Below are 25618 nucleotides of genomic sequence, written 5' to 3'. Positions count from 1 at the left end.
CACCCTGAGCGTCGCCAGGAGCCCCATGTCCAGCAGTCAAACCCCGCACACCGCCGCCCACGGTGGCCATGGTCACGCTCCCCCCGCCGGGGGCCTGGCGCTGATCATCGGTGCGATCGGCGTGGTCTTCGGCGATATCGGCACCAGCCCGCTGTACACCCTGAAGGAGGCGTTCTCGCCGCACTACGGGCTCAACAGCGACCACGACACCGTGCTGGGCGTGCTGTCGCTGGCGTTCTGGGCGCTGAACATCGTGGTCACCCTGAAGTACGTGACCATCATCATGCGCGCCGACAATGACGGCGAGGGCGGCATCATGGCGCTCATGGCGCTGACCCAGCGCACGCTGCGCAACGGGTCGCGCTCGGCCTACGTGGTCGGCATCCTCGGCATCTTCGGCGCCTCGCTGTTCTTCGGCGATGGCGTGATCACCCCGGCGATATCGGTGCTGGGTGCGGTCGAAGGCCTGGAGGTTGCCGCGCCGGGGCTGCATGCCTTCATCGTGCCGATCACCGTGGTGGTGCTGCTGGCCGTGTTCGCGGTGCAGCGCTTCGGTACCGCGAAGATCGGCAAGCTGTTCGGCCCGATCACCTCGATCTGGTTCATTTCGCTGGCCGCGATCGGCATCTACAACATCGTCGACGCGCCGGAAGTGCTGAAGGCGTTCAACCCGTGGTGGGCGATCCGCTTCTTCATGGAGCACGGCTGGCACAGCATCTTCATCCTCGGCGCGGTGGTGCTGGCGGTGACCGGTGGCGAGGCGCTGTACGCCGACATGGGCCACTTCGGTGCCAAGCCGATCCGCCACGCCTGGTACTTCTTCGTGCTGCCCTGCCTGGTGCTGAACTACCTGGGGCAGGGCGCGCTGGTGCTCAACCATCCCGAGGCGGTCAAGAACCCGTTCTTCGAAGCGGTGCCGTCGTGGGCGCTGTACCCGATGATCATCCTGGCCACGATGGCGGCGGTGATCGCCTCGCAGTCGGTGATCACCGGTGCGTTCTCGGTCTCGCGCCAGGCCATGCAGCTGGGCTACATCCCGCGCATGCGCATCAAGCACACCTCGCACGACACCATCGGCCAGATCTACATCCCCGGCATCAACTGGGGCATCGCGGTGATGGTGATCGGCCTGGTGCTGGCCTTCCGCAGCTCGTCCAACCTGGCCGTGGCCTACGGCATCTCGGTGTCGGCCACCATGCTGATCGATACCCTGCTGCTGGCCCTGGTTGCACGTTCGCTGTGGCCCAAGGCACGCAACTGGATCCTGCCCTTGTGCGTGGTGTTCTTCATCATCGATCTGGGCTTTGTCATCGCCAACGGCGCCAAGCTGCTGCAGGGCGCCTGGTTCCCGGTGGTGCTGGGCATCTTCCTGTTCACCATGATGCGCACCTGGCGCCGTGGCCGCGAGTTGCTGCGCGACGAGATCCGCAAGGACGGCATCCGCATCGACACCTTCCTGCCGGGCCTGATGCTGGCGCCGCCGGTACGCGTACCCGGCACCGCGGTGTTCCTCACCGCCGACCCGACCGTGGCCCCGCATGCGCTGATGCACAACCTCAAGCACAACAAGGTGCTGCACGAGCGCAACGTGTTCCTGCACGTGGTGACCCTGCCGGTGCCGTACGCGGCGGAAGGGCAGCGCCTGAAGATCGAATCGGTGGGCGATGAGTTCTATCGGGTCTACGTGCGTTTCGGCTTCATGGAGACCCCCGACGTACCGCTGGCGCTGATGCGCTCGTGCGACCACGGTGGCATCTACTTCGACCCGATGGACACCACCTTCTTCGCCAGCCGCGAGACCATCGTCGCCACCGCCAACCGTGGCATGCCGATCTGGCGCGACAAGCTGTTCGCGCTGATGCACAGGAACGCCGCCCCGGCGACGGGCTTCTTCCGGATTCCGGGTAACCGCCTGGTCGAGCTGGGCGCGCAGGTGGAGATCTAATCTCCACCTGCGCTACGTCCCACGATTTGCTGCGCAAATCGTGGGCCCCGCCCGCATTCCGCCTTAACCCCCCGCCTGTCGGCGCGCCCCCTTGAACAACAAGGGGGCTCCACTTTCGGACGCGCCGCGCGCCAGAAGCCGAGCCCACTCTGCTCCTCAGCTCCATCCACGCATGGCGTGGATCTACCGTGTCGACCAAGGTCGACACCCACCAAAGGCAGGCCATGCCGTGTCGGCCAAGGTCGACACCTACCAGGAGCAGGCCATGCCATTCCGGCAGATCGCGGAGATCTGTCGAAGGCGGGGTGGGTCCGGTTGCGGGGGCGTGAGCGCCATGGGCTCGAGGCATGCCTCGGGCGGGTTGGGCAGGACGCCCAACCCCGGTCTTGCCGTGTGCGCAGGACAGCGCACACGAGCAAGGCGCGACCGAGCTTACATGGACGTACTTGCGGCGTCCCCCGCAACCGGACCCACCCCGCCATCCCTCAGGAAACCTGCTTCTGCTGTCGCTTCGGCAGTTGAAGTTGCAGTTGCTTCTGCGGGTGCCGGGCGCAGCCCGGCCGAATCTCCCCGCTTTTACCGCATAATCAGCACATGACCGACGACCGCATCATCGCCGCCGGCGCCACCCGCGAGGATGACGCCGCCGACGCCAGCATCCGACCCAAGCGACTTGCCGACTATCTCGGCCAGGTGCCGGTGCGCGAGCAGATGGAGATCTACATCCAGGCCGCCAAGGGTCGTGGCGATGCGTTGGACCATGTCCTGATCTTCGGCCCCCCCGGCCTGGGCAAGACCACCCTCAGCCACGTCATCGCCAACGAACTGGGCGTGGCCCTGCGCGTGACCTCCGGCCCGGTGATCGAGAAGGCCGGCGATCTGGCCGCGCTGCTGACCAACCTGCAGCCGCACGATGTGCTGTTCATCGACGAGATCCATCGCCTGTCGCCGGTGGTGGAAGAAGTGCTGTATCCGGCGATGGAAGATTTCCAGATCGACATCATGATCGGCGAGGGCCCTGCGGCGCGCTCGATCAAGATCGACCTGCCGCCGTTCACCCTGATCGGCGCCACCACCCGCGCCGGCCTGCTGACCGCACCGCTGCGCGACCGCTTCGGCATCGTCCAGCGCCTGGAGTTCTACAGCGTCGAAGAACTGACCCGCATCGTGCGCCGCTCGGCCGCGATCCTGGCCATCGACTGCACCGCCGACGGGGCAGGGGAGATCGCGCGCCGCGCGCGTGGCACCCCGCGTATCGCCAACCGCCTGCTGCGCCGCGTGCGCGATTACGCCCAGGTCAAGGCCGGTGGCCACATTGACCAGACCGTGGCGCAGGCCGCAATGCAGATGCTCAAGGTCGATCCGGAAGGCTTCGACGAGCTTGACCGCCGGCTGCTGAAGACCATGGTCGATTACTTCGACGGTGGCCCGGTGGGCATCGAGTCGCTCGCCGCGGCGCTGTCCGAAGAGCGTGGCACGCTGGAAGACGTGGTCGAGCCGTACCTGATCCAGCAGGGCTTCCTGGTGCGCACCGCGCGTGGCCGCATGGCGACCCACAAGGCCTACCGGCACATGGGCCTGAAGCCGAAGAACCCGCCGCAGGACCTGTTTGCCGAGGTCCCCGATGTCGGTTGAACCGCGATTCAGTTGGCCGACACGCATTTACTGGGAAGATACCGACGCTGGCGGCGTGGTCTACCACGCCCGCTACGTGGCCTTCATGGAACGGGCCCGGACCGAATGGATGCGCGCGCTGGGCTACGGCCAGGAGCGCATGCGGTCCGAGCACGGCATGGTCTTCGCGGTGCGCTCCATGCAGATGGATTTCATCAAGCCGGCACGGCTGGATGACCAGCTGCAGGTAAGCGCCAACCTGGTCCAGCTGAAGAAGGCCAGCATGGTCTTCGACCAGCAGGTCCTGCGCGACGGCCAGCTGCTGCTGTCCGCACAGGTCCGCATCGCCGCACTGGACGCGGCCAGTTTCCGCCCGCGTGGCATGGACGATGCCGTCCTTGCCGCGCTGCAACCCCACCTCCACCCCGAATCCGAACAGAACTCTTGAGGAACAACGGATGATCGCAACGCTCCTGGCCCTGCAGGCCACGGTCACCGAGGCTTTGCCGGCTGACGTCAGCAATGCCGCGACCCAGACCCTTGCCCAGGCCACCACCGGCGGCGGCATCAACTACCTCGAACTGATGGCCAAGGCCAGCTTGCCGGTGAAGATCATCGTGCTGGCGCTGCTGGTCGGCTCGTTCGTCAGCTGGGTGATCATTTTCCGCAAGGCCCGCATCTTCAAGCAGGCCACCCGCGAAGCCGACGAGTTCGAGAACCGCTTCTGGTCCGGTGCCGACCTGGGCAAGCTGTACAGCTCGGCCACCGACCGCAGCCGCAATGTCGGCGGCCTGGAAGCCATCTTCGAAGCCGGTTTCCGCGAGTACACCCGCCTGCGCGACAAGCGCCGGCTGGATGGCCGTGCCCAGCTGGAAGGTGCCCAGCGCGCCATGCGCACCACCTACACCCGCGAAGTCGATCAGCTCGAGCGCAACCTGGAACTGCTGGCCAACATCGGCTCGACCGCCCCGTACGTGGGCCTGGTGGGTACCGTGTTCGGCATCATGGTGACCATGCACGACATGATCAGCAGCGGCGCCCAGGCCGGTATCGCCGCCGTCGCCCCGGGCATCTCCGAAGCGCTGTTCGCCACTGCCATCGGCCTGTTCGTGGCGATCCCGGCAGTGTGGGCCTACAACCGCTTCACCACCCGCGTGGAGCGCATGTCGGTGCGTTTCGAGACCTTCGCCGACGAGTTCAGCTCGATCCTGCAGCGCCAGAGCGCTGGCGACGAGTAAGCGCCAGACCCGGGAGTCCAAGCCATGTCCGCTGCCATCGGTCGCCGCAAGCGCCGCAAGCTGAAATCGGAAATCAACGTCGTTCCCTATATCGACGTCATGCTGGTGCTGTTGATCATCTTCATGGTCACCGCGCCACTGCTCACCCTGAGCTTCGATGTCGACCTGCCCAATTCCAACGCCAAGGCGCTGGAAAGCAAGCAGGACCCGGTGATCGTCTCGGTGCGCCAGGACGGCCAGCTCAGCCTGAAGCTGCCCGACGCCAAGGAACCCACGGCCGTCACTGCCGAGGAACTGCAGGGCCACCTGTCCGGCATCGCCGCGCAGGACAAGGGAGTGCGCGTGATCGTCGCCGCCGACCGTGCCGTGGCCTATGAAAAGGTCATCGCGGCGATGGACGTGATCAAGCGCGCCAACGTGGACAAGGTAGGCCTGGCCACCGATGCACGCTGACGCCCTGCCGCCACCGCACAAGCAGGAACCCGGCTGGGGCCAGCCGCTGGTGCTGGCCGTGCTGGTGCACCTGCTGGTCGCGTTGATCTTCATCGGCGCCTGGCTGTGGTCACCGCAGCGCAATACCGATGCCGCCGCAGGTGATCCCTCGGTCGAGGCCAGCCTGGCGCTGTCCGCGTCCGAAGCCGCCGCCGCCCGCCAGGCCCTGCGCCAGTCGGAAAAGCTGGAAGACCTGCCGCCGCCGGTGGCCGAACCGATCCCGGTGCCGGAAGACACCATCCCGCCGCCGCAGCCGATTGAAGAGCCGCGCCCGCAGGACGCACCGACGCCGCAGCAGCAACAGGCGCAGGAACGCGTGGCGCAGCCCGATACCAAGGACCAGGACGCGGTCAGCGCGTTGGCGATCTCGCAGGAAAAGGCCAAGCAGGAGCAGGAAGCCAAGCGCCGCCAGGAGCAGATCGACCTGACCGAGCGCAAGCGCCAGGAAGAGGCCGAGCAGAAGCTGCGCCTGGCCAAGCAGCAGGAAGCGGACGCCAAGAAGAAGCAGGCCGAGCAGGAGCGCCTGGCCGCTGACAAGGCCGAGGCCGAGAAGCAGAAGAAGATCGCCGACATCCGCGCCCGCCGCGAGCAGGCCGAGAAGGAAGCCAAGCTGGCCGAGCAGAAGCTGCGCCAGGTCGCTGCCGCGCGCAATGCCGCAGGCACGGCCGCTGCCGGTGCCAGTGGTGCAGCACAGCCGGCTGCCGGTGGTGGTGGCAGCAGTGATGATCTGTCTGCCAAGTATGCGGCGGCCATCCAGGCCAAGGTGCTGGCGCAGTGGGTGCGTCCGGACAGCGTGCCGCTGGGCCAACGCTGCCAGATCACCATCAACCAGTTGCCGGGCGGTACCGTCCGCAGCGCCACGGTCAGCGCCGGCTGCCCGTTCGATGAAGCCGGCAAGCGCTCGATCGAGGCCGCCGTGCTCAACGCCCAGCCGCTGCCGTACCGCGGTTTCGAACAGGTATTCGCACGCACGATCAACTTCACGTTCACCGCCCAGGATCGCTGAGGCGCGGGGCAGGGCAGCCCTTTGGGGCTGTCCCGTCATCCAATGACGCTTTTAGCTCTGGATCGTGCGGGCCCGTCCACGCCATGCTTGGGACGCGTCATTCGCACGAAAGGTGGCCGCGACGTTAACGGCATGTGAGAGACCCGGCTGGCACTGACCAGGAATTCACGTACCCTTGGTTCATGATTGCGAAGCGGTTCACTGCCGTTTTGTTATCCCTCGTTCCGGTTCCCCCTATTTGAGCGCTCCATGAAGAAGATGCCTCGCTGGCTTGCCGTGTTTGCGGCCCTGTTGCTGCCCTTTGCTGCCGTCGCGCAGCAGAAGGGGCTGGATATCGACATCATCGGCGGCAATGCCTCCGCCCTCCCGATCACCATCGTGCCGATGCCCTACCAGGGTGCAGCCGGTGCTCCGCAGACCGACGTCGCCGGCGTGGTCCGTGCCGACCTCGAACGTTCGGGCCAGTTCCGCACGCTGCCCGAAGCGCAGATCGTCGAAAAGCCGATCCGTGGCGGTGACATCCAGTTCGCCACCTGGCGCGCGCTGAAGCAGAACTACATCGTCGTCGGCCGGGTCATGGACGCCGGTGCCGGCGCCTACCGCGTCGAGTACGAACTGTTCGACGTGCCCAAGGGCGAGCGCCTGCTGGGCCTGGCGATGACCGCACGTGGCAATGCCATGCGCGACGTTGCCCACCAGATGGCCGACGCCATCTACGAGAAGATCACCGGTGTCCGTGGTGCCTTCTGGACCCGCATCGCCTACGTGACCGCCAGCGGCAAGGGCGACGCCATGCGCTACGCGCTGATGGTGGCCGATTCGGACGGCTTCAACCCGCAGACCATCGTGCGTTCGGCCGAGCCGCTGCTGTCGCCGTCGTGGAGCCCGGATGGCAACAAGCTGGCCTACGTCAGCTTCGAACGTGGCAACTCGGCCATCTACATCCAGAACATCTCCACCGGCGCCCGTGAGCTGGTCACCAGCTTCCGCGGCATCAACAGCGCCCCGGCGTTCTCGCCGGACGGCCGCAAGCTGGCCCTGACCCTGTCGCGTTCGGGCAACCCGGAAATCTACGTGATGGATCTGGGCAGCAAGCAGCTGACCCAGCTGACCAACCACTTCGCCATCGATACCGAGCCGACCTGGGCGCCGGACGGCAGCGCGGTGTACTTCACCTCCGACCGCGGCGGCCGTCCGCAGGTCTACAAGGTCGGTGCCGGTGGTGGCAGCGCCGAGCGCGTGACCTTCCAGGGCAACTACAACGCCAAGCCTTCGGTGTCCTACGACGGCAAGAAGATCGCTGTCGCCCAGGGTTCGGGCAACAGCTACAAGATCGCCCTGATGGACAGCTCGCTGGGTTCGCCCCGCTGGAGCACGCTGTCGCCGGGTTCGCTGGACGAATCGCCGAGCTTCGCGCCCAACGCGAGCATGGTGCTGTATGCCGCCCGTGAGGGTGGTCGTGGTGTGCTGTACGCCGTCTCGGCCGATGCGCGCGTGCGCCAGCGCCTGGTTCTGGCAGACGGTGATGTGCGCGAGCCGGCATGGTCCCCATACCGTACCCAGCGCTAAAAGAGTGTTAATATTTTCTCTGTATTGAACCCCTCATCGGCTTAGGAGCCACAAAGGTATCGCCATGAACAAGTCCACCCGCGTTCTGCTTGTTTCCCTGCTGTCTGTGGCCGTCCTGGCCGGTTGCTCGAAGAAGGTCAAGGAAGAAGTCCCGGCTCCGGTCGATACCGGCACCTCGACCACCACCCCGACCGGTCCGTCCACCTCCGGCCTGTACGGCCCGGGCGACCTGGACACCGATGCCTGCCTGCGCCAGCGCGTTGTCTACTTCGACCTGGACAAGGAAGACGTGAAGCCGGAATTCCAGGCCATCATGGCTTGCCACGCCAAGTACCTGCGTGACCGTCCGTCCTCGCGCATCACCCTGCAGGGTCACACCGACGAGCGCGGTTCGCGCGCGTACAACCAGGCCCTGGGCGAGCGTCGTGGCAACGGCGTCAACTCGGCACTGCAGGCCAACGGTGGCTCGGCTTCGCAGCTGACCGTCGTGTCCTACGGTGAAGAGCGTCCGGTCTGCACCGAGTCGAACGAGTCCTGCTGGTCGCAGAACCGTCGCGTCGAAATCGTCTACACCGCGCAGTAATCCATGCGCCTTGGCATCAAACTGATGCTGGTCGTTGCGGCAGCCCTCGTGGCTGCCGCACCGGCGCATGCACAACGTCAGAGCCTGGCCGACCGCGTCGGTTCGCTCGAGCAGCAGATGTACAACAACAGTGCCAACCAGGACCTGTTGAACCAGATCAATCAGCTGCGGCAGCAGGTCACCAGCCTGCAGGCCTCGATCGAGCAACTCCAGCACGACAACGCCCAGCTCAAGCAGACCGCCCAGGACCAGTACCTGGATCTGGACAGCCGCCTGAACCGGTTGGAAGGGGGCTCTGCCGCCCCGGCCCTGCCTGCGGTTCCGGCGAGCGCACCGAAGGCTCCTGCAGCCCCGGCAAAACCCGCAGCGGCGGCCACTTCCGAGCGGCCGCCTTCCGTCCATGGTGACCCGGGCAGCCTGGCCGTCACCGGTGACGAGCGTACGTCCTACAACGTGGCCTTCGACGCATTGAAGGCGGGCAAGTACGATGATTCGGCACAGCTGTTCCTGAGCTTCCTGGAGCTGTACCCGAACGGCGTCTACGCCCCCAATGCGCTGTACTGGCTGGGTGAAAGCTATTACGCCACCCGCAATTTCCCGATGGCCGAGTCCCAGTTCCGCGAACTGCTCTCGCGCTATCCCACCCACGACAAGGCCGCTGGCGGCCTGCTCAAGGTCGGCCTCTCGCAGTACGGCGAGGGCAAGGTCGACCAGGCCCAGCAGACGCTGGAGACCGTCGTGGCGCAATACCCGGGCTCGGATGCCGCGCGTACCGCGCAGGACCGTCTGCAGTCGATCCGCCTCGGCAATCAGATCCGCTGATCCGCTGAGCGGGCGTACAATGTGTTCCCCGTAGCGCCGAGCCCTTGCTCGGCTGCTTTCGTTTCCGGGTCGGCAAACCCGTCCGGATCCGGTAGCGCCGGGCCATGCCCGGCGGCTTGCATTACCCGTCGGGCCATACCCGACCGGCTGCTGTTGTAGAGCCGAGCCATGCTCGGCTGCGTTCGTTACCGGCCACGGTAGCCCACCCGCCACGTGTCCCACCAAGAAGTCCCTGCCATGACCGCCGTTCCCCCGTCCTCCGCCGTTGCCACGCCCAGCGAGATCGTGCAGTCGCCCCTGCCACGCCTGAAGATCACCGAGATCTTCACCTCGCTGCAGGGCGAAGCCGATACCGCCGGTTGGCCGACCGTGTTCGTGCGCCTGACCGGCTGCCCGCTGCGCTGCCAGTACTGCGACACCGCCTACGCCTTCCACGGCGGCACCTGGTGGGACATCGACGACATCGTCGCCCACGTGCAGGCGCAGGGCGTGCGGCACGTCTGCGTGACCGGCGGCGAGCCGCTGGCGCAGAAGCGCTGCCTGGTGCTGCTGCAGAAGCTGTGCGATGCCGGCCTGGATGTGTCGCTGGAAACCTCCGGTGCGTTGGACGTCAGCGCCGTTGATCCGCGCGTGTCGCGCGTGGTCGACATCAAGACCCCGGGCTCGGCCGAGGTCGCGCGCAACCGCTGGGAAAACCTGCCGCTGCTGACCACGCGTGACCAGATCAAGTTCGTGATCTGCAACCGCGAAGACTACGACTGGGCCAAGGCCATGGTCGTCGAACACCAGCTGGTGCAGCGCACGATGGTGTTCTTCTCTCCCAGCAAGGGCGAAATCACTGCCCGCCAGCTGGCCGACTGGATCGTGGAAGACCGGCTGCCGGTGCGCTTCCAGATGCAGTTGCATAAAATCCTGTGGAACGACGAGCCGGGCCGATGAGCCGGCGCAGCGTTTCCTGATGTAGCTCCGGCGCGGGACAGCGTGCTGGCTTTCTCCCCCAACCGGATGATTTACCCATGAAGAAGGCAGTCGTGCTTCTCTCCGGCGGCATGGATTCAGCCGCCGTCATCGCCATGGCCCAGGAACAGGGCTTCGCCGTGCATGCCCTCAGCGTGCGTTACGGCCAGCGCCACACCTCCGAGCTGGATGCTGCCGCGCGCGTGGCCAAGGCCCAGGGCGTGATCGTGCACAAGACCGTGGACGTGGACCTGCGCAGCATCGGCGGCTCGGCGCTGACCGACGACATCGACGTGCCCGAGGCGGGCGGCGAGGGCATCCCGGTCACCTACGTGCCGGCGCGCAACACCATCATGCTGTCGCTGGCGCTGGGCTGGGCCGAAGTGCTTGGCGCCAACGACATCTTCTGCGGCGTCAACGCCGTGGACTACTCCGGCTACCCGGATTGCCGCCCCGAGTTCATCGCCGCCTTCCAGGCGCTGGCCAACCTGGCGACCAAGTCGGGCGTGGAAGGCGCGGGCATCACCGTGCATGCGCCGCTGCAGTTCCTCAGCAAGGGCCAGATCGTCAGCGAAGGCGTGCGACTGGGCGTGGACTTCGGCCTGACCGTGTCCTGCTACAACGCCGATGCCAGCGGCGCGGCCTGCGGGCATTGCGATGCCTGCCGCCTGCGCGCGCAGGGCTTCGCCGATGCCGGCGTGGCCGACCCGACGCTGTACGCCTGACCGGCTCTGGTAGGGCCGGCCGCTGGCCGGCTTCCCCGGCAGGTCTCATTCTGGTAGGTGCCAACCTTGGTTGGCGCTGTCCGCCGGGCGCGGCCCGGCGCTACCAATGTTGGGATTCGGGTAGTGCCGGCCGCTGGCCGGCAGCCCCGGCAGGTCTGATTCTGGTAGGTGCCAACCTTGGTTGGCGCTGTCCGCCGGGCGCGGCCCGGCGCTACCGCTGCGGCAGCCAACCCGATGCTTCAATGAAACCGCGCACCGCAACCGGATCGCTGTAATCCAGCTCGATCATCCGCGCGATCGCCGCCTGCTCATCCGGCTGCTGCCGCATGTACTCCTGCGCGATGCGGTAACCAGCGTAGTACCCCACATCACTCACCCCGAACGGATTGCGGGCGTTGTTGTACAGCCAGTTGTCCAGCGCATCGCCATCCATCTCCGCTCTGAAGCGAGCGCGGATCTCCGATTCGTGCAACGGCCCGTAGGCATACAGCGGCAGCGCCGGGCGGCGACCGCTGATCCGCTTGGCGATGTACTCGGCCACGCCTTCGCGCACCGCGTACTGTGCGAGCGATCCCGTAGTCTCGCGCTGTTGGGTGTGCACGTACTCATGCAGGTTGTTCTGCGCGTTGTTCGCGCCGGGCGCGCTGTCGTAGAAGACCCGCAGGCGACTGCGCAACGGCTCCGGCAGTTCGCTGACATCCACGCTTGCATCGCCGAGTGCCATTTCCGCGCCGATCAGCACCTGGTCCCCCAGCGTGGTGCCGCCTGTGCGCAGCACGCCCACCGCATAGGTGATGCTGGCCGGGCGCAGGGCGGGGTAAAGCCTGCGGAACGCAGCCAGATCCCGCTCCAGCGTAGCGCTGGCCTGCCGGGCGTTGGCGGTCAGCGGCCGCACCGAGGCCCAGAAGTGCGGCCAGGCGAGCATTGCTTGTGCGTATTCGGCGGCGGTGTAGTTGCGCGCCTTCATCAGCGCGTGCAGACCGGCACTGCCCGGCTCGACGTAGTGCTGGCGGACCAGGGCCACCCTCTGCGCGGCATCGGGCTCGGCATGCACGGCATCGTAGGTACTCCAGAATCGGGCGATGTCATCTATCTGTACCGATGGGGCCGCAGCGGCGGTGACGGTGCAGGGCAGCAGCAGGCAGGCGAACAGAAAGAAGGGCAGGCGCATCCGTGGCTCCGAAGGACGAAGGAGTGTGCATGAGATGCGTCCGCGGCATGGAACGGTTTAACTGCAGGCCGATACTGCGACGATTTCTCTCTACCGCACAAAGTAGGGTAGAATGCCCACCCCGCCGACAGGCAGGGATGTTGCATGGGCCGTTAGCTCAGTCGGTAGAGCAGAAGACTTTTAATCTTTTGGTCGATGGTTCGAATCCATCACGGCCCACCATCGCAGACAGCGCCGGCATCACCTGCCGGGCAACCCCGAAAGCGCCGAGAGGCGCTTTTTTGTTGCCCGCGTGCAGCCACGGTCGGCATGCCGCGGCGCCAGCGCAGGAAATCTTCCAGCAACACCAATTAATTACCTTTAAGGTAATTAATTCGGGAATAAAAAGTAATGAATCGTGCGGTTCTGGCCGGTCAGAATCGACCGGCCTGGTCTCTTTCAACCGTAGTGCGCGCGTAGAAGCCCCGCATCGTGGAAGGAAATCCCCTCGCGGATGCACTCCTCGGCGCGTTCCATATCCTTGTGCAGCTGGATCAACGCATCGTCGGCGAGCTGGTCGATGTCCACCACCCCGCAACAGGCCTGGTCGATCACATGCTGCATCGGCTCCCCCCAGCGCCGGCGTACGTTGCGGATCATGCGGCAATGCCACTCGCGCATGATGGCGTCCATCCGCCGTTCTCCCGGGGCTGCATGTGCCTCACCGGCCACCACCCGCAAGGCAGGTGTCGGGTTGCGACCGCCGCGCAGTTCCTGCGTCCTAGCGGCCAACCGCTGTGCGAGCTCCTCGAGTCGCGTGTGAGTCATCCTTCGCCTCCCTGATCCGTTTTGCCAGAAGCTTCGTCAGGTCGAGCACATTGTCCGGGGCCGAAGGCTGACCGAACTCGTCCACGACCATGAATGCGGTCTCCAGCAGCACAGGATCGTAGATCCATTCCGGTGGATCGCCGACCAGCTCCAGGTAGTGCGAAAGCACCTTGACCGCAGCGCTCATCTTCTCGAAATCCAGTCCCGTAGATTGAGACTGAAGCGACATCTCAACGTCCTGATCGGCACGATCAAGCGTGCCGTGCGGGAGTTGCATTGCCGACTCGAGATCGCGTGCCAGACGATGGCCGATGCTCTTCGGGTTGCTCTCCGAAATCCACTGGCTGACCTGGGGCTGCGCCCAGCGGGTGCCGCCGAACAGGCGGGCCCATTCGGCCGGGCCGCCGGCAGCGGCAACGCGGAGGCGCATGTTGAGGGTGCGGGCGGTACTGGCGTCCATCTGCAAATGGTGCTCTGCATTACCAATCCAGCAAATGACCAAAACGGTATTGACTTGGCATTACCGGGGCGGTAATCTGGGGCCATGAACCTCATCGACTACGCCATCTCCCAAGGGGGCTACGGCACCCCCAGTTGCCCCGTGATGCGCCGTCTGGCCCAGCAGACCGGCTGTGCGCTGCGGACCCTCTACATGATCGCCCGCGGCCACAAGTTGCCTGGCGCCCGTCTGTGCCGACGCATCGAGCTGGCCACGGCCGGTGCGGTCCGTCGCGAATTCCTGCGCCCGGATGTGTTCGCGCCGGGTCCGTCGTCCATCCAGGGAGAAGCCCACCATGCAGCTTGATACGTTCGGCGAATACGTCCGCAGCCGTCTGGAGCACTGGGGCGGGGAATACGCCCTGCATCGCGACTGCGAATACCTGGGCTTCCAATCACGCAACCTGCTGGCCGTATTGATCGAGCATGGCGGCGACATGCCCGGCCGTGCGCAAGGGTACAAGCCACTGGAGACGGACCTGCTGGCGCAGCAGATCGAAGACATCATCACCGCAGTTGCCCGTGACAACGTGGCGATGGCCTGCGCACTGCGTGGCTACTACTGCGGTCGCGGCCGTCGCAAGGTCGAGCGCTTCGAGACCGCCAATCTGCTGCTCGCCAACTGCGGGCAGCGACCGGTCTCCAACCGGCATTACCTGAACCTGGTCGAGCTGGGCTTCCAGCGCGTGCGCGGCTGGATGGAAGGCATCGCCCAGGCCGCATGAGCGGTGGGCTCAACTTTCGCCCGTCTCCCGACCGGATGAACCCTCGCGCCCAGCCGGCAGCGAGGCGGGCACCTCTCCCGGCCACCTCGGTATGTCGTGGCCAGCATCAAATCCTGGACTTTCCATGAAAGAAGAAATCTTCAGCGCAGTGGGCGCAGCGGCGGCCAAATCGGCTCCGCCGGTAACCGTTGCCGGTGCACTTGCCGCCGGCATCACCCTGGACCGCCTGGTGGTGGTCCTGACCATCATCTATCTCGCCGCACAGATCGCTTACCTGTGCTGGCGCTGGCTGCGCGAGTGGCGGCGGAAGGGACGCGAATGAGTACGCCGCCCACAGCGTTGCCGATGCGCCGCCTGGTTGCCGCGCTGGTCCTCAGTGCCGCAGGCCTGATCGCCATTGTCGAGCATGAGGGCTATACCGACGCGGCGGTGGTGCCGACCCGCAATGATCGGCCCACCTATGGTTTTGGCTCGACCCGGCGCGAGGACGGCACGCCGGTCCGGCTCGGAGACCGGACTACGCCCGTCCGTGCGCTGCGCACCGTGGAAGCGCACCTGGCGCGCGAGGAATCGCAATTCCGCGCATCGTTGCCGGGTGTCGCGCTGACCCAGGGTGAGTACGACACCTATGTCGACTTCCTTTACCAGTATGGGATCGGCAACTGGAATGGATCATCCACGCGCCGGCATCTCCTGCGAGGTGAGTACCGCCAAGCGTGCGATGCGCTGCTGCTGTGGAAGCGGGCAGGGGGCTACGACTGCTCGACCCGGGTCAACGGACAGCCCAACAAGGTGTGTTGGGGCGTATGGCAACGGCAGCAACAGCGTCATGCCCGCTGCCTGGCGGAGCAGTGAGGGATGCCACGCACATTGATCGCGATTGCGCTGCTGGTGCTGTGGTCGTCGGTGATGTTCGCGGCAGGCTGGGGCTGGCGTGGCGATCGCAGCGATGCCGCAAAGGCAGAGGTTGCGTCGCTGCAGCATGCCGAGGCAATGCAGGCCGAGCGCGCAGCGCGCGAACGGCAGGCGGTACAGACCGGGGCGATGGCCTCGCTGGGAGAACAGCATGAACAAGATCGAGAGCGTGCGGCCGAAGTGGAAACAGAGGTGGTTGCTGGCCTGCGTGCTGGCAGTCTCCGGTTGCGCAACGACCTCGCCGCCTGTCATACCGGTCGCTTGTCCGACGCCACCGCCAGCGCCCGCGAACGTGATGCGGGCGCCCAACTACGAGCAGAGGTTGCGGCAGCGCTTGTTCGAATCGGACGCGACGCCGACGACCAGCTCAGGAGCTGCCAGGCGGTGATCGCGTTGGACCGGCGTTGAAGGCGTGCGGGTCGCGGTGGGGTCAGACCTTCGGTAACCCATGACGAGCGTTCACCAGCGGATCTTCGCAATAGCGGGCGATATGAAGTCTGCCGTGCGATCAGTGTGGCGTTATGCTCAGCGTCTTTCCCGGGATGGCCGCCCCATGCGTTTGATCGTGCTGTCGCTGTTGTTGTCCGCTGTCTCCGCCGCGCCGCTGATGGCCGCCGAACCGACGGCGCAGACGGCGGCCGCTTCGCCGCTGGTGATCGGTGAGACCTTCACCATCCAATCCAAGGCGCTGGGCGAAACCCGCCGCATCAACGTCTATCGCCCGCAGCCGTGGGGCCTGGACCCGAAGACGCCACTGCCGGTGCTGTACATGCCCGACGGCGGCATCGGCGAGGACTTCCTGCACGTGGCCGGGTTGGTGCAGGTGCTGACCGGCAACGGCAGCATGCGCCCGTTCCTGCTGGTCGGCATCGAGAACACCGAGCGCCGCCGCGACATGACCGGCCCCAGCAACGTGGCGGAGGATCGGAAGATCGCGCCGCGCATCGGTGGCTCGGCGGCGTACCGTGATTTCCTGCGCGATGAACTGATGCCGCAGGTACGCCAGCGTTATGCGACCACCGACGAGCGCGCGTTGATCGGGGAGTCGCTGGCCGGGTTGTTCGTGATCGAGACGCTGCTGCAGGAACCGGCCTTGTTCAACAGCTATATCGCGCTGGACGCCAGCCTGTGGTGGAACCACGGCGCCTTGTTGTCTGGCGCAGGCAAGCAGGTGCCGTCGGTTGCGCGCAGCGGTGCGCGGCTGTTCCTGGCCAGCAGTGGCCAGCCGGAACTGGCAGCGTCGAGCGCGCGCTTGGCGGCGCTGCTGCAGCAGGCCTCGCCGGCAACGCTGGTGAAGTACCAGCCGCTGCCGGAAGAGACCCACGCGACGATCTACCACCCGGCGGCCCTGCTGGGCCTGCGTACGTTGTTCCCGGCACCGCCGCCGGCGTCGCCCTGAGAGGGGTTTGGCGCGCAACAACGCGGTGTGTGAGGATGCATCAGCGGCGCCACCTGGGTGCGCCGCCCGCAACAGGAGAGCGCGGATGCAGCGTGTGCGTGGATGGAGTGTGCTGGCCTGCCTGGCCTTGGCAGGTTGCGCGATGTCGGTGGCGCCGCCGGCAACGCAGAGTGAAGCCAGGGAAAGCGCGACGGCGGTGCCAGGCGTTGTGCTGCCCGATACCGAGTCACTGCGCGTGCATGACCCGATCGGGCGCGACTATGCCCTGTGGGTGGCGTTGCCTTCCGGCTACGCGGCGCATCCGCAGAAGCGTTATCCGGTGGTGTACGTGACCGATGCGCTGTACAGCTTTCCGCTGGTGCGCAGCATACGCAACCTGGTGGGGCAGCAGGGCGTCAACATCGAGGATTTCATCCTGGTCGGTTTGCCGCCGCAGGAAGGCCTGACCTCCAAACAGAGCCGCTCGCGCGACTACACCCCCAGTGATCCTGTGCGCACCCCTGCCGGCTACTACAGCGATGACGTGACCTATGGCGGCGCGGCCCATTACCGCGACTTCCTGGCTGACCACGCGCTGCCGATGATCGATGCGCGCTACCGTACCGATCCGGCCCGGCGCGTGTTTGCGGGTCATTCCTATGGCGCGCTGTTGGGTGCTTACGTGCTGACGACCCAGCCCGACATGTTCGGCACCTACATCCTGTCCAGTCCGTCGCTGTGGTTCGACCAGGGCCTGCTGCCGCGCATGCAGGATGCCGCCGTGATGCCGTCACAGCCCATCCGCGTACTGCTGTCGGTCGGCGGCTACGAGACGGTCAAGTCGGGGCCGCGCTATTCAACGGGCAACGACATGCTGCGGCAGACCGCCGACTTCGCCGGCCAGCTGCAGCGCAGCGGTCGCAAGCTGCAGGTGGAGAACATCGTGATTGATGGCGAAGACCATCTCACCGTATATCCACGCGTGATCACCGGTGCGCTGCTGCAGGTACTCCCGGGCGAAGGGCCGTATACCGGCGGCTGACGGCCGGCTCCATCCACGCATGGCGTGGATCTACTGGCAGCATTTTCCGTTCACGCAACGGTGCGCATCGCCGTAGAGCCACGCCATGCGTGGATGCACCAGTAGACCCACGCAACGCGTGGATGGAGCAGTAGATCCACGCCATGCGTGGATGCACCAGTAGATCCACGCAACGCGTGGATGGCAGCCTCAGGCCGCGCTTGCCTGCGGCGCCGGCATCAGCGCGGCATCGGCGGCATGGCGGAAGCACAGCCGGATCGCATCCAGCAGCTCGCTCATGTTGTAGGGCTTGGGCAGGAAATGAATGCCGTCGTGCAGTTGCGGCAGCACGGCATGCTGGTCCATGCCAGAGGTCACCAGGATCGGCAGCTGCGGATACAGGCTGCGCACGCGGTTGGCGGCCTCGATGCCGCTGACCAGGCCGAGATTGACGTCGGTGAACATCAGGTCGAAGCGCTCTCCGGCGGCCAGCAGGCCCAGCGCGGCTTCGGCGCTGCTGACGCCTGCGACGTGGCAGGCCTGGCTCTCCAGCGCCATCCGGCTCAGTTCACGGGTTTCCTCGGCGTCTTCGATCAGCAGGACGCGTGGTTCAACGTGGCGCTTGGACAGCAGCATGACGCAACAACTCCGGACGGCAGGGCATGAAAGGCGCGCAAGTATGCGCAAGCCCCCAGTGAGCCCCGCGTGCAGGATCGGCTAAGCCAGCGTTACAGCGCGCGGTTGCGCTGGGTCCGCACATGCCAGGCCAGCGCTGCCACTGCCAGCAGCGTAGTGCCGATGCGCAGGCTGGTGGCCTGCCAGCCCAGCGCAACGGCGTCGTCGAGGCTGAACACATTCCAGGCCAGGTTCATCGACACGTGCAGGACCAGACCGCACCACAGGGTGTTGCCGTCGAGGTGGTCGAGCCAGGCGAAGATGAAACCGCCGAAGGCGATCACTACGCCGACGAACAGGGCCACGCCGCCGCCGTCGAAGCCGCCGAAGCCCAGCCAGTGCACCACGCCGAACAGCAGGGCCTGCGGCAGTGCGAGCAACGGCCAGGGGCCGCGCACGATCTTCGCCAGCAGCACGAAGCCGAGGCCGCGGAACAGCACTTCTTCGGCCAGCGGGAACAGCACGGCCAGCATCGTGGCGTCCAGCGTCGTCAGCGCCGTGTTGGGCGTCCCCAGCAGGGCCAGCCCCAGCCAGCACGGCAGGCTGGCCAGCAGCACCCACAACGGGCCACGCATGCCGTTTCCGCGCAGGCCGAGGCTGGCCAGCAGGCCCACTCCGCGGGAGCGCAGGAGCGTGGCCAGCAGCAGTGCGACTAGCACCGCCAGCGCGTTGTCGAGCAGGCTGCCACCGTAGGGCATGGGCAGGGCGGGAATCGGCGCGCCCAGCGTGGCACTGATGTCGCGCACGTTCAGGCCGAGGCCAACGCCAAGCAGCACCAGCAACAGGCGCATGCCGGTGGGAGTCGAGTCACGGGCAGTCACATGCATTCCTTGCAGCGAGGTCGCGAGGCAGTCTGCAGGGCGGCGGACGTGGCGGCACGCGCCGGAAGTCCCTGTGCCATCGGTCATGCGTTGCCGCACAGTCATCCGCACACAGGTACAGTCGAGGCCAGACCGACAGGAGCAATGCGAATGCTGTGCCCCGTGTGCAAGACCCAGACCCTGCAGATGGCCGAGCGCCATGGCATCGAGATCGACTACTGCCCGAGCTGCCGTGGCGTATGGCTGGATCGTGGCGAACTCGACAAGATCATCGAGCGCGCCACTGACGGTGCAGGTGCCGCCATGCCGCCGCCAGGGCCCGCGCCGGTGCAACCGCAGGCCGCTCCGCCGCCGGTGATGCATCGCGATACCCGTCATCTCGGCCAGCGCCACGATGACAACCGTGGCCAGTACAGCCAGGGCTACAAGAAAAAGAAGAAGGAAAGCTTCCTGTCGGAGTTGTTCGACTTCTAGGTAGCAGCGTCGAGCCTTGCTCGGCTTTGCTCTTTGGGGCCGCGCCGACCAAGGTCGGCATCTACCAGAACAGGCGTCGAGCCTGGCTCGACTCTACAGGAACGCGGCTCAGGGCCGGCGCAGGATGAACTCGCGGTCGCGGCTGTCACCGACGATGAAGTCATACTCGCCGGCCTTGCTGCAGCCGTAGCGCGCGTAGAAGCGCTGCGCGCCGAAGTTCTCTTCCCACACGCCCACCCACAGAGTGCGGCGCTGCGGCTGGTCCAGCCAGGTCATGAAGGCATCCATCAGGCGCGCGCCGTGGCCGCCGTTCTGGTGGCTGGCCAGGATGTACAGCCGCTTCAGTTCGATGTCGCCTTCACGTGCTTCGGCATGCGGAAGGGTGTTGGCGCCGGCGGCCAGATAGCCCACCACCGTCTCACCCTCCAGCAGCAGCCACACCGCGCTGCGCGGGTCGGACAGTTCCGCTCGCTGCGGCTCGGCGCCGTAGTGATCCTGCAGGAAGGTGCGCAGGTCCTGCGGCGGATAGGAATCGCCCCAGGTTTCGATATAGGTGGCGATGGCGATCGCCGACAACGCGTCGACGTCGGCCAGGGTGGCGCGGCGGATATGCAACGACATGGTGCAGCCTGCAATGGAACGTGCGGCAGTGTAGCCGGCCCCGGCGGTTGCCGGGGCTGGCTGCTGCTCATGATCCGCTGCTCAGAACCACATGCGGATGCCGGCGACCCAGCGTGTGTCGCGTGCATGGTCGCCGGCATAGTCGGCGGTATCACCGAAAGCCCGTTCGTGGCTGATGCCGATGTACGGCGCGAAGCGGCGATTGAACTCGTAGCGCAGGCGCAGTCCGGCTTCGACCTTGTTGAGGCCGCGGCCGATGCCGTGCTCCGGTTCGTCCTTGCTGGCCACGGTAGCTTCCAGCAGGGGCTGCAGGATCAACCGGTTGGTCAACAGCACGTCGTATTCGATTTCGGCCTTGGCCATCAGCTGGCCACCGGAACCGGCATACAGCGTGGCCGAGCTTTCGAACTTGTACGGCGCCAAGCCCTGGATGCCGATCGCCGCCCAGGTGCGTGAATCGGCGGGGCGGAAGTCCTGGCGTACACCGACCAGCACGTCCCACCACGGCGAAATTGCACGCCCGTACAGCGCTTCCACGCCTGATGATTCCGTGCGGCCTTCGCTGCGTTCGCCATCGGTGCGCAGCCACAGGCGGTTGATGTTGCCGCCGATCCAGCCACTGGCCTCCCAGGCCTGGCCGTTGCCGTTCTTTCCATCCCAGTGTTCCAGGCGATCGATCAGCAGCAGGCTGTGGATTTCCGGTGGGTGCTCCATCGCACCATGCGCGATGGGGGGAAACGCGGCCGCACGATCGGCATCGGTGGGGACAGGTATCGGTTCGCGCGGCTGCGTCGGCGCGGGCGTGCCGTGGCCCATTGTCGCGTGATCCATCGCGCCATGGTCCATCGTTGAATGGTCCATCGCACCGTGATCCATCTTCGAATGGTCCATCTTCGAATGATCCACGTCGGCCGCTGGCGTGGCATCGGCAGGAGGCGCGTGTGCGGTCATGTCATGGCCGGCATGGGACTGCGCGAAGGTGGGCAGCGCGGCCAACAGGCCGAGGGTCAACAGGCTTGGGGCAAGCAGGGAACGGCTCATTCTTCGATCCTCACTTCGCGCATCATGCCTGCTTCCATGTGGTACAGCAGGTGGCAGTGGTAGGCCCAGCGGCCGAGGGCATCGGCACGTACGCGATAGGTGCGGCGTGTACCGGGCGGCATGTCGATGGTGTGCTTGCGCACCTGGAATTCACCCTGCGCGTTTTCCAGGTCGCTCCACACGCCATGCAGGTGGATCGGGTGCTGCATCATGGTGTCGTTGACCAGCACGATGCGCATGCGCTCGCCGTAGTTCAGGCGCAGCGGTTCGGCACCGGCGAAGGGAATGCCGTCGAACGACCAGGAGAACTTTTCCATGTGGCCGGTCAGGTGCAGCTCGATCTCGCGGCCGGGCTCGCGGCCATCGGGGTCTTCGAACAGGCTGCGCATCGCACCATAGGTCAGCACCTGGCGGCCGTTGTCGCGCAGGCCGATGCCGGGGTCGTCCAGCTTGGGCTCGGTGGCCGAACTCTGCATGTCCACCAGCGGATTGTTGCGCTCGCTGGCCGGATGCTTTGGCGCTTTGCTGGCGGTCTCGCCGCCGCCATGTGCGCCGTGGCCCATGCTGGCACCGCAGCCGCCTTCCATGCCCTTCATTGCTGCCATGTCGTGTCCGCCGTGGCCACCGCCGCCCATGTCGTGACCCGACATTCCTGTGACATGGGCCATGTCATGGCCCATGTCGCCCATCGTCAGCAACGGGCGCGGATCGCGCGCGGGAATCGGTGCCTGCAGCCCATGCCGCACGGCGAGGGTGCCGGCGGCATAACCCGTGCGGCCCATGTCCTGGCAGAAGATGGTGAAGGCATCCTGGCCGCTGGGTTCCACCAGTACGTCGTAGGTTTCGGCCGGGGCGATGCGGAACTCGTCGATGCTGACCGGATGGATGTACTGGCCGTCGGCGGCGACCACGGTCATCTTCAGGCCGGGAATGCGCACGTCGAAGTAGGTCATCGACGCACCGTTGATGAAACGCAGCAGCACCTTTTCGCCACTGCGGAACAGCCCGGTCCAGTTGCCGGCCGGCGCGGTCCCGTTCATCAGGTAGGTGTAGGTGTGCGCGTTGATGTCGGAGATGTCGCTGGGCGTCATCCGCATCCGGCCCCACATGCCGCGGTCGGACAGCGCGGCCGACCAGCCATCGCGACGCGCGTCGCGCAGGAAGTCGGGCAGGGTGCGCTTGTAGTAGTTGTCGTGCTCGGCGAGCTTCTTCATGCGCCGGAACAACGCGCCGGGATCCATGTCGGTCCAGTCGGACAGCATGATCACGTGCTCGCGGTCATGCCGGTACGGCGCCGGTTCGGCCGGGTCGATGATCAGCGCGCCGTACAGCCCCGCCTGTTCCTGGAACAGCGAATGGCTGTGATACCAGTAGGTGCCGGACTGCTTGAGGTCGAAGTGGTAGTGGTAGGTCTCGCCGGGGCCGATGCCGTTGAAGCTCAGGCCGGGCACGCCATCCATGTTGGCCGGCAGCAGGATGCCGTGCCAGTGGATCGAAGTAGGGTGCTGGCCGAGCGTGTTGCGCACGAACAGGTCCACGGTCTGGCCTTCGCGCCAGCGCAGGATCGGTGCCGGCAGCGATCCGTTGACGGTGATCGCCGGGCGGGTGCGTCCGGTGAAGTTGGCCAGCGACTCGCCGATCGCCAGTTCGACGCGGGTATCGCTGATGACCGAAGGTGCGCCGGCCAGGCGTGGCGCGGCAGAAGCGGCGGCGAGCGCGCGCTGCGGGATGCCGGCCGCGGCGATGCCGGCGACCACGCCGCCAGCAGCGATGCCCTGCACGAACAGACGGCGCGACGGCATGGGCACAGCGCCCGGGCCGGGAGGAATACGGGTACTCATGGTGGTGACTCCAAACACGGAAAGACGCCAGCGCAGGGCCGGCTTCAGTGCGCAGCGCGCACGAGGCGTGTTGGATCAGCCGATGGGAGGGCGTGAGATCGGCGGCAGCGGCGGTGCCGGGCGGCCATTGGCAGGCATCGGCTGCGGGGTCAGGGAAAGACCGGGACCGGTCAGGAAAGGCAGTGCCTGCACGGCCAGCAGCGGGTGCTGGGCACAGCTGCGCACGCAGTCCTTGATCTGGCAGTGTGCGTCGTGGGCGGGGGCCTTGGCCTGCGGCGCCTCGTCGGCCGTCATGCCGGCGTGGTGGTGGCAGTCGGCGTCGCCTTCATCGGTCATCGCCGAGGCCATCGCATGGGCCATGCGGCCCATGTCCTCGTGCCCGCTGGCCATGGCCGCGTTCAGCCCGTTGAGCAACAGGCTGAGCATGAGCACGACACGGAGCAGGGTCGAGGCGATGGACATGGCGCTAATCTAGCGGCAAGTGGGCGGACATGCACATCCGGCTGAACGGGTGGTTCAAGGTTTGAGCCGGGCGAGGGTGCGCAATCGCGCAGCCTGGTAGCTTCTGGCCATGCCCGGCGAGCGTGAAGCGCGGTCGATATGCGGGCCGCCGGGCATGGCCCGGCGCTACTGGGGTCATCCCTCTTCGCGCACGATCTCGACCAACCTCGGGCCATAGCGGCTGAGCTTGGTGCCGCCGATGCCACCGACCCGGGCCAGCTCGTCCAGCGAGGTCGGGCGCTGTTCGGCGATGTTGCGCAGGGTGCTGTCGTGGAAGATCACGAAGGCCGGCACGTTCTGCTCGCGCGCCAGCTCGGCGCGCAGGCCGCGCAGCGCATTGAACAGGGCCAGGTCCTGCGGCAGCACCGACAGGCCGGTGCGTTGCGCGCTGCGTTCGCGCCCGGCGCTGGCACTGACCGCATCGCGGCGCATGCTGATCTGGCGGCGACCGGTCAGCACATCGCGGCTGGCATCGGTCAGGCGCAGGCCACCGTGGCCCTCGCTGTCCACTTCCAGCAGGCTGGCGGCCACCAGCTGGCGGAACACGCTGCGCCAGGTGCGTGCATCCAGGTCGCGGCCGATGGCGTAGGTGCTCAGCTTGTCGTGGCCCTGCTGCTTGACCTTCTCGTTCTCGCTGCCGCGCAGGACGTCGATCAGGTGGCCGACGCCGAAGCGCTGGCCACTGCGGTATACACAGCTCAATGCCTTCTGCGCAGGGATGGTGGCGTCCCAGGCCGCCGGCGGGGTGAGGCAGTTATCGCAGTTGCCGCAGGGCTTGGGATAGGTCTCGCCGAAACCGGCCAGCAGCACCTGGCGGCGGCACTGCATCGATTCGCAGTACCCCAGCAGGTGGTCGAGCTTGGACCGCTCCAGCTGCTTGCGCTCCTCGCTGGCCTCGGACTGCTCGATCATCTGCTTGAGCAGTACCACATCGCCCAGGCCGTAGCAGAGCCAGGCCTCGGCGGCTTCGCCATCGCGCCCGGCGCGGCCGGTTTCCTGGTAGTAGCCTTCCATCGACTTGGGCAGGTCGGTATGGGCGACAAAACGTACGTCCGGCTTGTCGATGCCCATGCCGAAGGCGATGGTCGCGCACATGACGATGCCGTCTTCGCGCAGGAAACGGCGCTGGTTGTTGGCACGCACTTCCGCGGGCAGGCCGGCGTGGTAGGGCAGGGCATTGAACCCCTGCGTGCACAGGAACTCGGCGGTTTCCTCCACCTTGCGCCGAGACATGCAGTAGACGATGCCGGCCTCGCTGCGATGGCTGCGCAGGAAATCGCTCAGCTGCTTGCGGGCGTTGTCCTTCTGCACCACGGTGTAGCGGATGTTGGGGCGATCGAAGGAGCTGACGAAGTGACGTGCTTCGGCCAGGTCCAGCCGCTCGGCGATCTCGCGCTGGGTTGGCGGGTCGGCGGTGGCGGTCAGGGCGATCCGCGGAATCTCCGGCCAGCGCTCGTGCAGGACGGTCAGCTGCCGGTATTCGGGGCGGAAGTCGTGGCCCCATTGCGACACGCAATGGGCTTCGTCGATGGCGAACAGGGCGATCCGGCTGCGCGACAGCAGCGACAGGAAGCGGCCGGTCAGCAGGCGCTCGGGAGCGACATAGAGCATGTCGAGCTCACCGGCGAGCAGTTCGCGTTCGACCCGGCCAGCCGTTTCGGCGTCCAGGGTCGAGTTCAGGAATTCGGCGCGCACACCGAGCTGGCGCAGGGCTTCGACCTGGTCCTGCATCAGCGCGATCAGCGGCGAGATGACGATGCCACAGCCGTCACGCAGCAGGGCGGGCACCTGGTAGCACAGTGATTTGCCGCCGCCGGTGGGCATCAGTACCAGGGCATCGTGACCGGCAGCCACATGCTCCACGATGTCCTGCTGCGGACCACGGAAATCGTCGTAACCAAAGACGCGGCGGAGCAGGTCGTGCGCGGGACGGGAAGCCATCCAGCTAGTTTACCCCGGCGGGGGTTCGGCCGGGTTGCACCCGGCACCTGCTGTAGTGCCGGCCGCTGGCCGGCAACCCTGGCAACAGCAACAGCAACAGCAACAGCAACAGCCGGCTCTGGGGGGATCCGTGGTTTGGCGGTGCGGTGTGGGCTTGCAGGACACGCCGTAAACCCGTCCATGGGGGCTCGATGGCGCCATCCATGGCGCCAACGGTCCTGCAAGCCCACACCGCCC

Annotated in this window: 29 protein-coding genes and 1 tRNA gene; 20 read left to right on the top strand and 10 right to left on the bottom strand. The window is 66.4% G+C overall.

The window, feature by feature from the left end; genetic code table 11:
- Positions 1–25 precede the first annotated feature (25 nt).
- From J2X70_RS19490 to queC, 11 genes are all read left to right on the top strand, one after another.
- Positions 26–1945, top strand: a complete 1920-nt coding sequence (locus J2X70_RS19490) for a potassium transporter Kup (protein ID WP_033831825.1) — start codon at positions 26–28, stop codon at positions 1943–1945.
- Between the two features lie 594 nt (positions 1946–2539).
- Positions 2540–3580: a Holliday junction branch migration DNA helicase RuvB gene (gene ruvB / locus J2X70_RS19485; protein WP_025874674.1), complete on the top strand. Its 1041-nt coding sequence runs from the start codon at positions 2540–2542 to the stop codon at positions 3578–3580.
- The gene (ybgC, locus tag J2X70_RS19480) at positions 3570–4007 is read left to right on the top strand and encodes a tol-pal system-associated acyl-CoA thioesterase (protein WP_279208377.1); all 438 of its coding nucleotides are present in this window, start codon (positions 3570–3572) and stop codon (positions 4005–4007) included. Before ruvB ends, ybgC begins: the two co-directional genes overlap by 11 nt.
- 10 nt (positions 4008–4017) lie before the next feature.
- Positions 4018–4797: a protein TolQ gene (gene tolQ, locus J2X70_RS19475; RefSeq protein WP_025874672.1), complete on the top strand. Its 780-nt coding sequence runs from the start codon at positions 4018–4020 to the stop codon at positions 4795–4797.
- A gap of 24 nt (positions 4798–4821) precedes the next feature.
- Positions 4822–5250 (top strand): protein TolR, encoded by a 429-nt coding sequence (gene tolR / locus J2X70_RS19470; protein WP_025874671.1) that lies wholly within the window; start codon positions 4822–4824, stop codon positions 5248–5250.
- Positions 5240–6295, top strand: coding sequence for a cell envelope integrity protein TolA (gene tolA, locus J2X70_RS19465; protein ID WP_088100991.1), 1056 nt, complete (start codon positions 5240–5242; stop codon positions 6293–6295). Before tolR ends, tolA begins: the two co-directional genes overlap by 11 nt.
- Positions 6296–6544: 249 nt before the next feature.
- Positions 6545–7864 carry a Tol-Pal system beta propeller repeat protein TolB gene (tolB, locus tag J2X70_RS19460; protein ID WP_025874669.1) on the top strand — a complete coding sequence of 440 codons (1320 nt, stop codon included), beginning with the start codon at positions 6545–6547 and terminating at the stop codon, positions 7862–7864.
- Between the two features lie 64 nt (positions 7865–7928).
- Complete coding sequence (gene pal / locus J2X70_RS19455; protein ID WP_014038219.1) at positions 7929–8447, top strand: peptidoglycan-associated lipoprotein Pal; 519 nt, start codon at positions 7929–7931, stop codon at positions 8445–8447.
- A gap of 3 nt (positions 8448–8450) precedes the next feature.
- Positions 8451–9269 carry a tol-pal system protein YbgF gene (ybgF, locus tag J2X70_RS19450; RefSeq protein WP_025874667.1) on the top strand — a complete coding sequence of 273 codons (819 nt, stop codon included), beginning with the start codon at positions 8451–8453 and terminating at the stop codon, positions 9267–9269.
- 237 nt (positions 9270–9506) lie between these two features.
- Positions 9507–10208: a 7-carboxy-7-deazaguanine synthase QueE gene (gene queE / locus J2X70_RS19445; RefSeq protein ID WP_134832987.1), complete on the top strand. Its 702-nt coding sequence runs from the start codon at positions 9507–9509 to the stop codon at positions 10206–10208.
- A gap of 77 nt (positions 10209–10285) precedes the next feature.
- Positions 10286–10951 carry a 7-cyano-7-deazaguanine synthase QueC gene (queC, locus tag J2X70_RS19440; protein ID WP_032975132.1) on the top strand — a complete coding sequence of 222 codons (666 nt, stop codon included), beginning with the start codon at positions 10286–10288 and terminating at the stop codon, positions 10949–10951.
- A 211-nt stretch (positions 10952–11162) separates the two neighbouring features.
- Here the strand turns inward: queC and J2X70_RS19435 are convergent, their stop codons facing one another.
- Entirely contained in the window at positions 11163–12122 is a 960-nt protein-coding gene (locus tag J2X70_RS19435) for a DUF2268 domain-containing putative Zn-dependent protease (protein ID WP_309911758.1), read from the bottom strand.
- A gap of 146 nt (positions 12123–12268) precedes the next feature.
- On the opposite strand from J2X70_RS19435, the gene J2X70_RS19430 reads away from it, so the two are divergent.
- Positions 12269–12344, top strand: a tRNA-Lys gene (locus J2X70_RS19430).
- A gap of 216 nt (positions 12345–12560) precedes the next feature.
- Here J2X70_RS19430 and J2X70_RS19425 read toward each other — a convergent pair.
- Positions 12561–12794 (bottom strand): hypothetical protein, encoded by a 234-nt coding sequence (locus tag J2X70_RS19425; protein WP_025874663.1) that lies wholly within the window; start codon positions 12792–12794, stop codon positions 12561–12563.
- Positions 12795–12882: 88 nt separating this feature from the next.
- Positions 12883–13389, bottom strand: coding sequence for a hypothetical protein (locus J2X70_RS19420; RefSeq protein WP_032951727.1), 507 nt, complete (start codon positions 13387–13389; stop codon positions 12883–12885).
- A gap of 84 nt (positions 13390–13473) precedes the next feature.
- On the opposite strand from J2X70_RS19420, the gene J2X70_RS19415 reads away from it, so the two are divergent.
- The 7 genes from J2X70_RS19415 (at position 13474) to J2X70_RS19385 (ending at position 17487) form a co-directional block, all read left to right on the top strand.
- Positions 13474–13734 (top strand): YdaS family helix-turn-helix protein, encoded by a 261-nt coding sequence (locus J2X70_RS19415; RefSeq protein WP_309911755.1) that lies wholly within the window; start codon positions 13474–13476, stop codon positions 13732–13734.
- Entirely contained in the window at positions 13724–14152 is a 429-nt protein-coding gene (locus J2X70_RS19410) for a hypothetical protein (RefSeq protein WP_025874661.1), read from the top strand. Before J2X70_RS19415 ends, J2X70_RS19410 begins: the two co-directional genes overlap by 11 nt.
- 124 nt (positions 14153–14276) lie before the next feature.
- Complete coding sequence (locus J2X70_RS19405; RefSeq protein ID WP_025874660.1) at positions 14277–14474, top strand: hypothetical protein; 198 nt, start codon at positions 14277–14279, stop codon at positions 14472–14474.
- Positions 14471–15007 (top strand): lysozyme, encoded by a 537-nt coding sequence (locus J2X70_RS19400; protein WP_059064876.1) that lies wholly within the window; start codon positions 14471–14473, stop codon positions 15005–15007. The genes J2X70_RS19405 and J2X70_RS19400 overlap by 4 nt, the downstream gene beginning before the upstream one ends.
- Before the next feature lie 3 nt (positions 15008–15010).
- Complete coding sequence (locus tag J2X70_RS19395) at positions 15011–15475, top strand: lysis system i-spanin subunit Rz (RefSeq protein WP_025874658.1); 465 nt, start codon at positions 15011–15013, stop codon at positions 15473–15475.
- A gap of 145 nt (positions 15476–15620) precedes the next feature.
- Positions 15621–16466 carry an alpha/beta hydrolase-fold protein gene (locus J2X70_RS19390; RefSeq protein ID WP_309911752.1) on the top strand — a complete coding sequence of 282 codons (846 nt, stop codon included), beginning with the start codon at positions 15621–15623 and terminating at the stop codon, positions 16464–16466.
- A gap of 85 nt (positions 16467–16551) precedes the next feature.
- Positions 16552–17487, top strand: a complete 936-nt coding sequence (locus tag J2X70_RS19385) for an alpha/beta hydrolase-fold protein (protein ID WP_309911750.1) — start codon at positions 16552–16554, stop codon at positions 17485–17487.
- A 189-nt stretch (positions 17488–17676) separates the two neighbouring features.
- Here the strand turns inward: J2X70_RS19385 and J2X70_RS19380 are convergent, their stop codons facing one another.
- Together J2X70_RS19380 and J2X70_RS19375 are read right to left on the bottom strand one after the other, a co-directional pair.
- Positions 17677–18102 (bottom strand): response regulator, encoded by a 426-nt coding sequence (locus tag J2X70_RS19380; protein ID WP_025874652.1) that lies wholly within the window; start codon positions 18100–18102, stop codon positions 17677–17679.
- A gap of 92 nt (positions 18103–18194) precedes the next feature.
- Entirely contained in the window at positions 18195–18932 is a 738-nt protein-coding gene (locus tag J2X70_RS19375) for a CPBP family glutamic-type intramembrane protease (protein WP_309911784.1), read from the bottom strand.
- 180 nt (positions 18933–19112) lie between these two features.
- On the opposite strand from J2X70_RS19375, the gene J2X70_RS19370 reads away from it, so the two are divergent.
- Complete coding sequence (locus J2X70_RS19370) at positions 19113–19436, top strand: zf-TFIIB domain-containing protein (RefSeq protein WP_025874650.1); 324 nt, start codon at positions 19113–19115, stop codon at positions 19434–19436.
- A gap of 108 nt (positions 19437–19544) precedes the next feature.
- On the opposite strand, the gene J2X70_RS19365 is transcribed toward J2X70_RS19370, so the two are convergent.
- From J2X70_RS19365 to recQ, 5 genes are all read right to left on the bottom strand, one after another.
- The gene (locus J2X70_RS19365; protein WP_134832981.1) at positions 19545–20057 is read right to left on the bottom strand and encodes a GNAT family N-acetyltransferase; all 513 of its coding nucleotides are present in this window, start codon (positions 20055–20057) and stop codon (positions 19545–19547) included.
- Positions 20058–20138: 81 nt separating this feature from the next.
- The gene (locus J2X70_RS19360; protein WP_218787871.1) at positions 20139–21098 is read right to left on the bottom strand and encodes a copper resistance protein B; all 960 of its coding nucleotides are present in this window, start codon (positions 21096–21098) and stop codon (positions 20139–20141) included.
- Positions 21095–22939 carry a copper resistance system multicopper oxidase gene (locus J2X70_RS19355; protein ID WP_248148959.1) on the bottom strand — a complete coding sequence of 615 codons (1845 nt, stop codon included), beginning with the start codon at positions 22937–22939 and terminating at the stop codon, positions 21095–21097. Before J2X70_RS19355 ends, J2X70_RS19360 begins: the two co-directional genes overlap by 4 nt.
- 75 nt (positions 22940–23014) lie before the next feature.
- The gene (locus tag J2X70_RS19350; protein ID WP_309911746.1) at positions 23015–23401 is read right to left on the bottom strand and encodes a CopL family metal-binding regulatory protein; all 387 of its coding nucleotides are present in this window, start codon (positions 23399–23401) and stop codon (positions 23015–23017) included.
- 174 nt (positions 23402–23575) lie between these two features.
- On the bottom strand, positions 23576–25381 hold the full coding sequence (gene recQ, locus J2X70_RS19345; protein WP_025874645.1) for a DNA helicase RecQ: 1806 nt from the start codon (positions 25379–25381) through the stop codon (positions 23576–23578).
- Positions 25382–25618 lie beyond the last annotated feature (237 nt).

Source organism: Stenotrophomonas sp. 1337 (assembly GCF_031455455.1).
In the GTDB taxonomy this organism is placed as follows: domain Bacteria; phylum Pseudomonadota; class Gammaproteobacteria; order Xanthomonadales; family Xanthomonadaceae; genus Stenotrophomonas; species Stenotrophomonas indicatrix.
This window is presented reverse-complemented; position numbering and strand designations above follow the sequence as displayed.